The 13,916-nt window shown below is 47.6% G+C and carries 12 protein-coding genes; all 12 read right to left on the minus strand.

Going from position 1 to position 13,916, the window contains the following annotated elements; all coding sequences use genetic code 11:
* Window positions 1–27 precede the first annotated feature (27 nt).
* Window positions 28–282, minus strand: coding sequence for a Txe/YoeB family addiction module toxin (locus AABA11_RS01180; RefSeq protein ID WP_265730280.1), 255 nt, complete (start codon window positions 280–282; stop codon window positions 28–30).
* Entirely contained in the window at window positions 279–533 is a 255-nt protein-coding gene (locus tag AABA11_RS01185) for a type II toxin-antitoxin system Phd/YefM family antitoxin (RefSeq protein WP_265730279.1), read from the minus strand. The genes AABA11_RS01180 and AABA11_RS01185 overlap by 4 nt, the downstream gene beginning before the upstream one ends.
* Window positions 534–828: 295 nt before the next feature.
* Entirely contained in the window at window positions 829–2,376 is a 1,548-nt protein-coding gene (ahpF, locus tag AABA11_RS01190; protein WP_265730278.1) for an alkyl hydroperoxide reductase subunit F, read from the minus strand.
* 147 nt (window positions 2,377–2,523) lie between these two features.
* Window positions 2,524–3,081, minus strand: a complete 558-nt coding sequence (gene ahpC / locus AABA11_RS01195) for an alkyl hydroperoxide reductase subunit C (RefSeq protein ID WP_265730277.1) — start codon at window positions 3,079–3,081, stop codon at window positions 2,524–2,526.
* Window positions 3,082–3,203: 122 nt separating this feature from the next.
* Window positions 3,204–4,280, minus strand: coding sequence for a response regulator (locus AABA11_RS01200; RefSeq protein ID WP_265730276.1), 1,077 nt, complete (start codon window positions 4,278–4,280; stop codon window positions 3,204–3,206).
* A 37-nt stretch (window positions 4,281–4,317) separates the two neighbouring features.
* Window positions 4,318–8,184, minus strand: coding sequence for a response regulator (locus tag AABA11_RS01205; protein WP_265730275.1), 3,867 nt, complete (start codon window positions 8,182–8,184; stop codon window positions 4,318–4,320).
* 19 nt (window positions 8,185–8,203) lie between these two features.
* The gene (locus tag AABA11_RS01210; protein WP_265730274.1) at window positions 8,204–9,406 is read right to left on the minus strand and encodes an ABC transporter substrate-binding protein; all 1,203 of its coding nucleotides are present in this window, start codon (window positions 9,404–9,406) and stop codon (window positions 8,204–8,206) included.
* A gap of 235 nt (window positions 9,407–9,641) precedes the next feature.
* Complete coding sequence (locus AABA11_RS01215) at window positions 9,642–10,565, minus strand: 5-oxoprolinase subunit C family protein (RefSeq protein WP_265730273.1); 924 nt, start codon at window positions 10,563–10,565, stop codon at window positions 9,642–9,644.
* Entirely contained in the window at window positions 10,555–11,259 is a 705-nt protein-coding gene (gene pxpB, locus AABA11_RS01220) for a 5-oxoprolinase subunit PxpB (RefSeq protein WP_265730272.1), read from the minus strand. Before pxpB ends, AABA11_RS01215 begins: the two co-directional genes overlap by 11 nt.
* 3 nt (window positions 11,260–11,262) lie before the next feature.
* Window positions 11,263–12,030 carry a 5-oxoprolinase subunit PxpA gene (locus tag AABA11_RS01225; protein ID WP_265730271.1) on the minus strand — a complete coding sequence of 256 codons (768 nt, stop codon included), beginning with the start codon at window positions 12,028–12,030 and terminating at the stop codon, window positions 11,263–11,265.
* A gap of 35 nt (window positions 12,031–12,065) precedes the next feature.
* Window positions 12,066–13,373 carry a TRAP transporter large permease gene (locus tag AABA11_RS01230; protein WP_338264732.1) on the minus strand — a complete coding sequence of 436 codons (1,308 nt, stop codon included), beginning with the start codon at window positions 13,371–13,373 and terminating at the stop codon, window positions 12,066–12,068.
* Window positions 13,373–13,891, minus strand: a complete 519-nt coding sequence (locus AABA11_RS01235; protein ID WP_265730270.1) for a TRAP transporter small permease — start codon at window positions 13,889–13,891, stop codon at window positions 13,373–13,375. Before AABA11_RS01235 ends, AABA11_RS01230 begins: the two co-directional genes overlap by 1 nt.
* Window positions 13,892–13,916 lie beyond the last annotated feature (25 nt).

Consider the following 13,916-nt stretch of genomic DNA (forward strand, 5'->3'; position numbering starts at 1 on the left):
CTTGCGGCAATGGTTAGAAGGGGGCGGCTAGTAGTGATAGCGACACTGAACGATGAATAACTGGTTATCATCGACTTTATAGACAAGTCTGTGTTCTCGATCTATACGTCTTGACCAGTAACCCGACCAGTTATGTTTTAGTGGTTCAGGATCTCCAAGTCCTTCAAAGGGGTGTCGGGTGACGTCTTTGATTAATGTATTGATGCGTTTAAGTGTTTTTTTATCTTTCTGTTGCCAGTAGAGATAATCTTGCCATGCATTTTCAGCCCAAGATAAAATCATTCCTCAATCAGTTCCCTTGTCTGAGTTTTGCCTGCTTCCACTTCGGCAATGGCTTCGTTTAAACGAGAGGCGTTTTTTGGACTTGCCATTAAATAAGCCGTTTCTTCATAGGCTTGGAAATCTTCCAAACTAATAAGTACAGCCGGTTTGCCGCCCTGACGAGTAATGAGAACGGGCTTGTGATCGTCATTCACTTTATCAAGCGTGCTAGCAAGATTTGTTCTAAATGCTGAATAACTTAATGTATCCATGAGGGTACTCCCTTAAAGTAAGTACTTGAAATTGTACTTGTACTTATTTTTGTACGCAATGCGTTAATTGTTAATTTAGTTGAAACAAATTCCCGCCGAGAGGTATTTTTCTAACTTAATTGCAGGAGCACAAAAAACCGCCATCCAGTTAAGCCAGAGGGCGGTTTATGTAACTCTAGTTGTTTGTTTCGTTAAGACGAACCAACCAACGTCCTATAGCGACTTTTCGCGCTTGCGCGTGGAGCAAGGGGCGTTGGTCGGTTCGGGTTGGCTGAAGACTGGTTCTCTTCGCGGCCTAGTTCCGAATCAAGTAATCGAACGCGCCAAGAGCCGCCGTCGCGCCAGATCCCATGGAGATGATGATTTGCTTGTACGGTGTCGTCGTAACATCGCCTGCTGCGAATACACCTGGAATAGAGGTTTCGCCGTGGGCATTGATAATGATTTCGCCGCGGTTGCTCAGCTCCAATGTGTCTTTTAGGAATTCGCTGTTCGGCACCAAGCCGATTTGTACGAAGATCCCCGCTACGTCCACAAGGTGTGACTCGTCCGTTAAACGGTCTGTGTATTTTAGGCCGATGACTTTTTGTCCATCACCAATAACCTCTGTGGTCATGGCGTTTTTGATGATGGTGACGTTTGGCAATGAGTTGGCTTTTTTCACCAATACATCGTCGGCACGCAAGGTGTCAGCAAATTCAAATACCGTCACGTGTTCTGTGATGCCTGCCAAGTCAATCGCGGCTTCGATACCGGAGTTACCACCACCAATCACGGCGGTTTTCTTGCCTTTGAACAAGGGGCCGTCACAGTGCGGGCAGTAAGCTACGCCCTTATTACGGTATTCTTGTTCGCCCGGTACGTTCATTTCTCTCCAACGTGCGCCAGTGGCTAACACAACGGATTTGCTCTTCAAAATGGCGCCGTTTTCAAGTTCTACTTCAATGAATTCTTTCTTCTCTAGGCGAACCGCTTTTTGCGTTTTCATCAAATCAACATCGTAATCCAATACGTGTTGTTCAAGGCCTGCGACCAATTTCGGGCCGTCAGTGGCTTTGACAGAGATGAAGTTTTCAATCGCCATGGTGTCACTGACTTGTCCACCAAAACGCTCGGCAACCACGCCCGTACGAATGCCTTTCCGCGCTGAATAAATCGCGGCGGCAGCACCCGCTGGCCCCCCACCTACGACCAACATGTCGTAAGGGGCTTTTTCTGATAAAGCGGCCGCTTGTTTGTCGGCCGCGTTGGTGTCCACTTTGTTCAATATTTCGTCCAAGGTCATGCGGCCTTGACCGAACAATTCGCCGTTTAGGTATACAGACGGAACGGCCATGATTTCGCGTTTTTCCACTTCGTCTTGGAATAAAGCGCCATCGATCATTGTGGCTGTGATGTTTGGGTTAAGCACAGCCATAAGGTTGACAGCCTGCACCACGTCTGGACAGTTGTGGCAAGAGAGGGAAATGTACACCTCAAAGTTAAGTTCGCGGTCTAGGCCTCTGATCTGATCCAGTGTGGCTTGAGCCGCTTTGGATGGATGTCCACCCGCTTGCAATAGAGCCAATACCAAAGAGGTAAATTCGTGGCCCATTGGAATGCCTGCAAAACGAACGCGAGGTGCTTGGCCTTGAGGACCAATCGCCATTTGTGGCGCACGACCTGCTGAATTCTCGTCTACAGATAAAGAAATTTTGTCGTTGCGTAGCTCGGTAATTTCACGCGCTAGGCTAAGTAATTCTTCTGCTTTCGCAGAACCATTTGAGGACACAGTAATCTCAATCGGATTAACGATATTTTGTAGGTATGTGCCCAACTGCTGTTTGATGTTTGCTTCTAACATGATGTAAAACCCGTTTTGATTGAGGTACTTGCGGTAGAGATTTAAAGAATAAAGGGGGTCAGATCCCTTAAGATGAGTGTCACCTCAAGGGATCCCTTAATGTGGTATTAAGGGATCTGACCCCTTTTAGGGTCTTTTAAAGTCAGCTTAGATTTTGCCAACTAGGTCAAGAGATGGCGCAAGCGTCGCTTCACCTTCTTTCCATTTTGCTGGGCAAACTTCGCCTGGGTGAGTAGCAACGTACTGAGCTGCTTTTACTTTGCGAAGTAGGTCTTCAGCGTCACGGCCGATGCCTTCTGCTGTGATTTCCATCGCTTGGATCGTGCCTTCTGGATCGATCAAGAAAGTCGCGCGGTCAGCAAGACCTTGGCCTTCACGCATTACACCGAAGTTATTGGTGATGTTGCCTGCTTGGTCGCCTACCATGTAGTAGTTGATTTTGCCGATGGTTTCAGAGCTGTCGTGCCATGCTTTGTGAGTGAAGTGAGTGTCTGTAGACACAGAGAATACTTCAACGCCGCGAGATTGTAGCTCTTCGTATTTGTCTGCAACGTCACCGAGTTCCGTTGGGCATACGAAAGTGAAGTCAGCTGGGTAGAAGAAGAACACGGCCCATTTGCCTAGTACGTCTTTTTCAGAGATTTCTACGAATTCGCCGTTTTTAAAAGCAGTTGCATTGAATGGTTTGATTTGAGTGTTGATCATTGTGTTTCTCCTAAGTGATAGATCGTTTGCGTTACCAACGAGATCCATAATAAGGAGAATGGAGTTATTATTAAAATTGTTATTTTCTGTTCTTTTGATTAATAAAAACTATTTAATATTCTTTATCTGGGAGTAATGCACTTTGCCTGGAATGAATGCTCTTCATCGGGATAGGCGGAGCGGATTTTCTCGATGTCCGGCATGACCTGATGCAACAACTTGATGAGAGCCGGGTCAAAGTGCTGACCTGCGCTCTCGTCCATGTATTTCAAGGTGTCTTCAAGCGACCATGCGGCTTTGTATGGGCGTTTTGACAGCAGCGCGTCCATCACGTCGGCGATGGCAACAATGCGGCCTTCTAAAGGAATGGCGTCGCCGACTAAGCCTTGTGGGTAGCCTGAACCATCCCATTTTTCATGATGCGTGAGCGCAATGACTTCGGCCATTTTGAGCATTGGGTCGTCCTCACCATTAACCAGTATTTTCGCGCCGAAGACCGTATGTTGTTTCATGATTTCCCATTCGTCTGCGTTCAGCTTACCGGGTTTAAGAAGAATGGAATCGGCGATGCCTATTTTGCCCACATCGTGCATTGGTGCGGCGTTAAATACCATTTCTACCCATTCCGGGTTGCCACCGTACGCTTCTGCGAGCAATTTGGAGTAATGGCTCATGCGAATGACGTGCGCACCGGTTTCGTTGTCTTTGTACTCTACAGCTCGACCAAGATGCTGAATGATACGCAGCCGGTTTTGTTCAAGCGAACGAGTGCGTTCTTTGACTTTTTCCTGTAGCAGACGGCTTTGGTTGTACAGTGCTATGTGCGTACGCACGCGGGCTTTTACTCTGGGCGGGCTGATGGGTTTGGTTATGTAGTCAACGGCACCAAGTTCAAAACCTTGCTCTTCATCGCATGGGTTGGCTTTGGCGGTCACAAATAAGACCGGAATATTAGAGGTAACGGGGTTGGCTTTTAACTGACGGCACACTTCGTAGCCATCCATTTCTGGCATCATGACATCGAGTAAAATCATTTCGGGTTTGGGGTTGCTTTGTTGAGCGATTTGCAGCGCTCGCTTCCCATTGGTGGCGATTTTGAGATCGTAATCATTGCGCAGCGTGGCTGCCAATACATCGATGTTCTCGGGCGTGTCGTCCACAATGAGAATGATAGGTTTGTATTGGCTTTGATTAGGCATGGAAGAATCCGCTTTTATAATGAGTTAAGTCGTGTGTTTACTCTTGCGTTGGCATTAGTTGTTCTAATTTTTCTAACGCCGCTTCAAAATCATAGCGTGTAATAGACTGACGAATACTATGAATAATGTCGCTTTTTTCCGACTCTTCCGTGATGATTTCTAACTCGGCTGCCACAAGATCTGCGTCCAGTTTGTCGTCCATTAAAAGATCGTACAGCGCATTTAATAAACTTTGATAGTGTTCGGGTGACGTTTTTTGTCGTTTTTTTGTTGCAGTCGGTGTGTTTGACCCTAAATTGGCGCGTTTTGCCTTTTGAGCCAGAATAGGTGGAAGCACTCGCTGCAATTCTTTTTCTAGTCTAGCAAGCGCATCGGCAAAATGTGTCTCTGATTGCTCACACGCCGCTTCTAGTTCTGCCGCGCAGTGCATTAGGTCGATCATGCCGATATTTCCCGCGTTGCCTTTTAATGTGTGCAGCATGCGTAGGGCGTCTTCTTTGTCTTCTTGCTGAAATTTTTCACTAAATTGCGAGATGAAGACCGATTGAGAATCGTAAAAACGGAACAGTAAACGCCAGAAAAAATCGATGTCATGCTGAGTAATCGCCAGGCCAATGGCGAGGTCAATGCCGACAAGCTGTTCTAAGTCCTGTTGTGCTGCAGGAGTGAGGGCACGATGATTGGTGTTGGTCGTGACCGCTGGCGCCGTTTGAAGTTTGGCTTGTCTTGGCGTGATCCATTTTTTTAAGGTATCAAACATGGCGTTGACTTGGATCGGCTTGGAGATGTGATCATTCATGCCACTTTCAATGACTTTCTCTTTGTCGCCAGCAAGCGCGTTGGCGGTCATCGAAATGATGGGTAAGTCTTTGTATGTGGGGTTTTGACGGATGAGTCTGGTGGCGGTATAGCCGTCCATAACCGGCATTTGGCAATCCATCAAAATGCCATCGTAGGTGTTCTTTTCGAGCTGATCGAGCGCTTCTTGGCCATTGCTCGCCGTGTCAACGGTCAGGCCATGACTGAGCAGCAGTTCTTGCGCGAGCTCTAAGTTAAGAGGGTTGTCTTCCACCAGTAATACATGTGCGCCAATCAAGGAAGTGGCGTCAACTTGGGTCTTGAAGGTCTGCTTTATGGGGAGTGCTTTCTCTGTATGAGACGCTTGTATGACCGCGTCAAACAATGAAGAGGGCGTCACTGGTTTGGTTAGGAAACCGGCAATGTTGACATTTTTACTGGCGCGTTTGGCTTCTTCCAAACTGTAGGCGGTGACCATCAAGAGGGTTGGGAAATCGTCGTCGGACGCATGTTGTTCATGCAGAATACGACAGGTTTCGATGCCATCCATATCGGGCATTTGCCAATCCACCAACACCAAGGTAAATGGGTCTGTCGCTTTATTGGCGGCGATAGTTTCCAGTGCGTCCTGACCGCTGTGAACCGCGGTGGCGCGCAGCCCAAAGTTTTCAATAATATGATGCAATATATCGCGAGCCGAATCATTGTCGTCGACAATCAGCACGCGATGGGACAGCGGCAGACTGGGCAGCTTTTGTGCTGGCATCTGGCTGACTTCAAAAGGGACGGTGAAATGGAAGGTGCTGCCTTTGTTGACCACACTTTCTGCCCAGATATGCCCTTGCATTAGATCGGTGATTTTTTTCGAAATGGCAAGTCCCAGCCCCGTTCCTCCAAACTTGCGAGTCGTCGATGAATCCGCCTGAGAAAAGGATTGGAAAAGTCTGGCTTTTTGTTCTGGGCTGATGCCCATGCCTGTGTCTCTCACGCTGAAGTGCAGCTCAACCATATTGTCTTTTTGTTTGAAAACATGCGTTGAAATGACGATTTCACCTTGCTGTGTAAATTTAATGGCGTTGTTGCCTAGGTTCAGCAATATTTGACGGAGTCGCATTGGATCGCCAGTTAAGTGCGACGGTACATTGGGTGAAATATCGAATAAAAGTTCGAGGGATTTTTCCTCCGCTTTCAGAGCCAAAATATTGGCGACATCGCTAAACACATCATTCAGGCTAAAGTGAATACGCTCTATTTCTAACATGCCGGCTTCAATTTTAGAAAAGTCGAGAATGTCGTTAATAATTCCCAGTAAAGACTCAGCAGAATGGCTGACTTTTTCGATGTAATTGCGCTGTTTGTTGTCTAACTCTGTGAGCAGTGCCAGATGCGACATGCCAATGATGGCGTTCATTGGAGTGCGAATTTCGTGGCTCATATTGGCAAGGAAATCGCTTTTGGCCTTGTTGGCGTGTTCGGCGGTGTTTTTCGCAATTTCGAGCTCTTTTGTGCGGTTTTTTACTTCGACTTCAAGCTGTTCACGGTGTGCAATTAGAGCGTTCTCCGCCAGTTTTCGTTGTTGAATATTATGCCAAGTACACAAGGTCGCTGGGTGGTTGGCGATCATAATGCTCGCCATGGTGATTTCGGCGATGAGTGGCTGTTCTGTCGCGTCAGTGAAAAGCCATTCGAAGCGATGGTAACCTCGATCTTCTACCCGTTTGATGACGGTTTCGAGTGAATTGGAAGACCGACTGCCATCGGCCTGATTCATTGGACTGAGCTCGTCCATGGTTTTTTGTTTGATTTGACGTTCGTGAGTGAACCCCAATTGTTCGACTGCGGCTCTGTTGCACTCGACAATGCGGTGTCCACTCAAAATCCAAACAGGGTCTGGAGACAGTTCGAACATAGAGCGGAAGCGATTTTCACTGTCAATCAAATCCGCCAATTGCTTTTTCACTCGTCGGGATACAAGCACCGAAAGTGCCAGTAAGACAATGACGCCAATCATGGCGGTTGATGTCATTTTTTGAGCAAAATCGTTGAGTCGGTTTTCTACTTCCTGGTTGGTTTTTTGAGACTGATGTTGAACTTGTTCACCGATGGAGTCGAGCATTTTGGGTAAGTCTTGAAAGGCGTTGTAAAAACGTTGGTCTAATTGTCCTCGGTCGTTTTCAAGCTGTAATTGGTCAAAGCGCATTTGGTACAGGCCTAAACCAGAGGGCACTATGACACCGCGCTGTTGATTAATGTAATATTTTTGTCCGAACAGATTGTGAGCCAGTTTTTCGGTCAAGATGGCCATGCTTTTGGCTTCTTTTTCGTAGTTTTTTTCCATCAGCGAAGGCAGGCGATTTAAGCGTTCTAGTATGGGTTTGACGCCATTGTCTTTAAAATCCTTTAGGTTGTCTTTGACGGCTTCCGTTAGCATGAAATTAATAAACACTCTTAAATCCGACAGGTTCTGAATCACTTGGTGCATTTGGTAATTCAGTGGGTCGTTGCCCATTTCACTGAACTCAATCGCTAGGTTGGTCTTTTGGCTGCCTGTACTGTTGTTGTAACGATGCAGAATCACGGCTTCTTTGAGGCGAATTTTTCCTTCTACGGTATCGAGTAAGTCTCGCATCTGTTGCAAGGTATGTAAGGTGTCGTCTTTGTGTTTTTGGCTGGGGTAATTTTGCTGGAAGGTATTTCGTTGGCGGCTCCATACTTGAATGTCTACGGTGAGCTGTAATATTTGATTGAGTCCTGCGTTTAGCGAGGCGGATAAAATGCTAAATTCTAGGTCGTTTTTGCCGGCTTTTTCGAGTGTTTCTATGGCTTTATCAATTCTGTCTATTTGTTCTGCTGGTGGGTAAACGGCGGCATAGTCTTCTTTTAATACTTGGCGTAAGCGATATTGATGGGCGGGTAATAACTCCCGGAGCTCCGAGGACGCAAACAATAATTCATCTTGCGAGGCTCTGGCGTCTGTGTAGGTTGTTTTGAGGTCGTTTAATGCGGTGGAGAGCATGATAGTGAAGGCGATGGTCATTGCCATCGCCAAAAACGTAAGCAGCCAGACTAAGGATTGGATGTTGGATTTGGGTAGTTTGCTCGACACATTCATTCCGTAGGATTACCTATTCTAAGAGGCTGGCATTATTACTATACAGTTCAGGTACTTTGCTAAAAGGAACTGGTTTTAATTTACCGTCTTTTAGCTCAGTTAACCAGACGGAGTGACTGGCTTGATGCTCATCGGGAGAAAGCGTAAGCGGAACACCAATGCCGAGATCAAATTGTCCTAGAGATTCTAAGCCGTCAATAATTTTTTCACGATCGGTAGGTAAGACATCAGGTAGTGGTTTAATAAAGATTCTTGCGGCGATGTAGCCTTCCAAACTGAGTGAGTTCAATTCCGCTTGAGGTGAATATTGCGCCATGTCGCGATGAAAATCGGCCACAAGAGGAAGGCTTGTGTCGTTGAAGAAAGGCACAACTTGAGTCACCAAAACTCTGGCGGGTATATCCTGCAAGAGCTGTTCAAAGCGTCGACTGCCCATAAAGGAAATACCGACGAATAAAGGATCTAAACCATATTCTCTGGCCAACCGAATGAACTTGGCGCTCGGCCCAGCACTGCCAACCATAAACACGACTTTAGGGGTCGGATGATGGATAAGTAAGTCCGCTACGGCACTTTCGACCGCTAAGGTGTTGCGTGAGTATTCCATTTGGAAAAGGCCGTTTTTTGGGTCTATGTTGTGTTTATTGATAAGTTTGTTGAGGTGCTGGCGACTTGCGCTGCCAAACATATCCTGTTGATTAAAAAGAGCAATGTCATCTTGAGACAAAGAAAATTCGGCGGCTAATGTATCGAATACGGCCGTCAGTTCTTCCTCATAGCTGGCGCGATAATTGATTAAATACCGATCTGGCGTGGTAGGGCGGATAACCGAAGAGCCGGTTACTGGTGCGAACAGCAGTGTTTTGTCTTCCAGTGCAATGGGCGCGCTGACCGTGACGGTGGGGGTGCCAATGTTGCCAAACAACACGTTCACCAAATCTTCTTCGATTAGGGTTCTGACATTGGGTGCGACTCGTCTAGGTTCGTACGCATCGTCCATTGTGAGCAGCTGAATCGTGCGGCCAGTGTCATCGTGAAACCGTGCAAACGCGGCTTTTGCACCCGCACTAAAATCTTCTCCCATGGACGCATTGTCACCAGAAAACGCACCGCTCATCCCCAGCTTTATCATTTGCGCAGCAAAACCGTTGCTTGTAATGCACAAGCAACTGAGTGTGATCATGAGTGAAACGATGCGGCGCCGTGATACGACCATAGCTTTATTTTTCTCCATCGTGCGGTATTTTGATTAGATAGCTTATGTACGCAATGGTTCAAAAAACGGATCTAGATCAAAAAGACCGATCAGATGAGATCATTGTAGAGCTTTTGGTTGAAAAATTAAGGAAGAAATTGTGTGGAATGTGTCGCGATTTGTTACGGTTGTGCATTTTTTGAGCGCAAGCCCTAATCAATTAACGATGGTTTTGATTAGGGCGTAATCTCCACAACTAGCGCCACTGGGCGAGTCGCGCCATTTGCAAATGGCGTTCTTGCTCGGCCTGATCGACCGTGATGGGCGTAAATTGAATAATATCGCCCGGTTTCTGTTGCGCTAAAATGCTGCCGCCAACGCGGGTTACACAGCCCATTTTTGGATAACCGCCAATGGTTTGTCGGTCTTGCAGCAGGACAATAGGCTGGCCATCTTTCGGGATCTGAATCGCCCCATAAGCAATGCCCTCGGAGATAATGCCTTTTAAGTTGCTGTGGACTTCTTGACCTTCCAAGCGATAACCCATGCGGTCTGAATTTGACGACACCTTGTAATCGCTAGAGAAAAAGTTTGCCCGTTCCAATACGGAGAAAGACTGGTATTGATAGCCCAAAATCACCGGAATTTCTGTTTGGCTGTAATCTGGAATGGCTAAGCGTGGTACAGATCGTTGTTGGTGTTCTGTGCCGGCTTGGTATATCAAACGATCGCCTTTTTGCAATTTGTCGCCTTTGCCTGTTAAACCGCCAATTTTTTCCCGCATTACCGTCGCCACACTGCCGAGGGTTGGCTCACAGAGAAAACCGCCTTTCACCGCGAGATAAGCGCGCAAGCCCCAAACTGGCTGGTGGAAGGCCAAAATATCGCCCTTTTTAATGGCGTAAGTTTGCCAAGGCGTGATGCTTCTATCGTTTAGCGTAGCGCCAAGATCCGCGCCAGTGATCGCAACGCTGGTGTCGGCTTGTGCCTCCAAAGTCAACATGCCAAAGGTGATTTCGATTTGAGGGCTGTTGTCGTGATTATCCAGTAATGCATTGCCCCAACGAAAAGCGACTTCGTCCATGGGGCCGCCCGTGGTTAGGCCAATGGATTGATGGCCATGGCGGCCCAAGTCTTGAATCAGCGCCAACAAACCGGGTTTGATTACCTTAAAAGCCATCGAGCTGACCTCCTTGCACTAAGAATTCATCCCGAGAGATAGGCTCAAATCGCACCGAATCCCCCATGGCGATCAACGCGAGGTTTTTACTGCCCCAATCGATCAAATTGACGGGAGTGCGGCCAATAATTTGCCAACCTCCAGGGGTGATACTGGGGTAAACGGCGGTCTGATTTTCGGCCAACGCCACACTGCCAATGGGGACTTTTAAGCGGGGGGTGGTTTTTCTTGGCACGTGAAGCTCATCGGGTGTATTGCCTAAGAAGGCAAACCCCGGCGTAAAGCCAATCGCATAGGCGCGATACGTTGTTTCGCAGTGCCGTTTGATCACCTCATCAACGCTTAGATTGCAGTGCTTGGCCACGTCTTCGATATCTGGCCCGACCTCTTTGCCGTAATACACGGGAATCACCACTTCGCGCTGATCTTTGAGCGAAAACTTAGTGGGGTCAATGGCTTCTATGGTCTGGCGAATGGTTTTGAAAATCGCAAAGCGGTCATAATGATCGTCATCAAACACCACCAACAGCGTGGTGTAGGAAGGCACCAAATCGACAATGCCTGCCAATGTCACCAGTTCCTGTGTCACTTGGGCGATGTAATTAGACGTGGCTTCGCTAATCACCTGACTAAAGGTCAGTAAGCAGGCCTGATTGCTGACCATGTCTATGCTTGGAAAATCGTCACGACTCATGATTTATTTCACGTCTGTTTTCGTTGTCTGAGACCGCGTTAGGCTATCAACCAACGAGCGAATACGAGTGACCGCATCCAGCGCATGTGCGCCATCGCCATGCACGCAAATGGTATCCGCATGGATCGCAAGCTGTTTGCCAGATGCAGTGGTTAAGGTGCCCGACTCGCACAGTTGCTCGACTTGTTTTTCGATTAAGTCAAAACTGGCGTGAACCGCATTGGGTTCTTTACGGGGCGTGAGTCGACCTTCGTCTGTGTATAAACGGTCTGAAAAGGCTTCAAACCAAACACTCAGCCCATATTTTTTGGCCATCGCCTTGATTTCCGGCGCTTCTGGCACGGCCATCACCATCAATGGTAAGGTCGCGTCTAGTTCGCTGACGGCTTGCATGACGGTGTTCAATACAGTGAAATCCGCCATCATGGTGTTGTATAGCGCGCCATGTGGTTTAACGTAATCCACTTGGGTATTTTGGCTTTCGCAAATGCCCTTTAGTGCCCCTATTTGGTATTGAATAATTGCTTTTAGTTCCGTTGGCGCGATGTCCATATTACGACGGCCAAAACCAACCAAATCAGGGTAAGCGGGGTGCGCGCCAATGGTGACATTATGCTGTTTCGCCAAGGCAACGGTTTTCGCCATGGTCAATGGGTCAGAAGCATGGAAGCCGCAGGCGATGTTGGCTTGATCGACAAAGGGCATGATTTTATCGTCTAAGCCCATTTTCCACGCGCCGAACGCTTCGCCCATATCACAATTTAATTTCATCTTTTATTCCTTGTGCTTGTTGACTGTCTAGACCGTTACTTTTGAGACATGGTGGTTGGCAAATAGGTAACGATTTCTGGAAACACACTGATCAGTAAAATCGCCACGCCAATCAATAAGAAGAAAGGTAGAGCGGCTTTGGCGACATACAAAATATTTTTCCCCGTTAGTGATTGGATCACAAAGAGGTTAAAGCCAACCGGCGGAGTGATTTGCGACATTTCCACCACCAACACAATGAAAATACCAAACCATAGCAAGTCAATGTTCGCGGCTTGCACCATAGGCAGAATCACCGCGACTGTGAGCACTACCACAGAAATTCCATCCAAGAAACAGCCTAGCACCACGAACAACACCGTAAGGTAAAGGATCAATTCCATTGGCGATAGCGACATGCCAGAAATCCATAAAGCCAAGGCTTTGGGGATGCCCAAAAAGCCCATCGCCAGCGTAAGAAAGTGTGCGCCAACCAAGATGAAGCCAATCATACAGGAGCTTTTTACCGCGCCTAATAAACTGTCCATGAAACTGTGACGGCTTAACGATCCCGTGCAAGCGGCTAGAATGAGCGCGCCCGTTACCCCAATGGCTGCAGCCTCTGTGGGTGTCGTGATACCACCGTAAATAGAACCCAAAACAAAACCGATTAAGCCAACAACAGGCAGCAGCTTTCGCAAGCCTTTAATGCGTGCTGACCAGCTGATTTCGTGTCCGGTGGTGTTGGGTAACTCGTCTTTGTGAAGGTAACCCCAGATCATGGTAAAGCCCATAAACAGACAGACCAAGAGCAATCCCGGCAACGCACCCGCGATAAATAAGCGGGCGATGGACACTTCCGCCGCCACACCATACACAATCAAAATGATGGAAGGTGGAATCAACAGGCCTAATGTTCCAGAACCGGCCAAGGTGCCAATGGCCATACGGTCGCTGTAGCCTTGTTTGCGCAGCTCTGGCAAGGTCATGCGACCAATGGTCGCCGCGGTTGCCGCAGAAGAGCCAGACACCGCCGCAAAAATGCCGCAGCTAAGAATATTAACGTGCAGTAATTTACCCGGAACACCGCCTAACCAAGGTGACAAACCTTTGAACAAATCTTCTGATAAGCGCGTACGAAACAGCACTTCGCCCATCCAAATGAACAAGGGCAATGCGGTCAGCGACCACGCGGTACTCGCCCCCCAGCTGGACGTCGCGAAAAGGAGATCAACTTGGTAGTTTTCAGACAGAATTAACCCCAAGCCACCAATGGCGATTAAGGTAAAAGACACCCAAACGCCAAGCGACAAAAGCGCGAGCATGGCAAACGCCAGCAGGATAGAAATCCACATCATATCCATTAGATTTCCTCCAAAGACAAACTGTCTTCTTGTTCGCTATAGGTTGGTTGTTTGCCACGTAACACCATGATCAAAGCGTCTAAAATGGCCAAATTGAGGGCAACAACGCCAATGGCAACCGTGGTTTGCGGTATCCACAACGGCACGGGAATGTAGCCGTAAGAGACTTCATCATAAATGTAAGATTCGTACACCATGTAAGAGCATGCGTAAGATAGGTAACATAAAAGGCAGAATGATAAGACTAAAATAGTGCCTTCTTGGATTTTTCTGGGCAGCGGAGAAAAGCGCTCAATCAGTAAGGTGACACGAATATGACCGCCTTCACGAAAGGTGTAAGCCAATCCAAGAAAGGTGGATGCTGCTAACGCGTAACCGGCAAAGTCTTCCGCAGAGGGGACAATAAAGCCGCATAAGCGACCAACGATCTGCGCTAACAAAAGCAACGTAATAACCACGATGCACAAACCGGATAACAGGCCAGAGCAGAGGTAAAGTTTTTCTTTTAATTGGCTCATAGTGTTCACTTTTTGAGGCGTATTG

This window comes from Marinomonas pontica (assembly GCF_036322735.1).
GTDB classification, from domain to species: Bacteria; Pseudomonadota; Gammaproteobacteria; order Pseudomonadales; family Marinomonadaceae; genus Marinomonas; species Marinomonas pontica.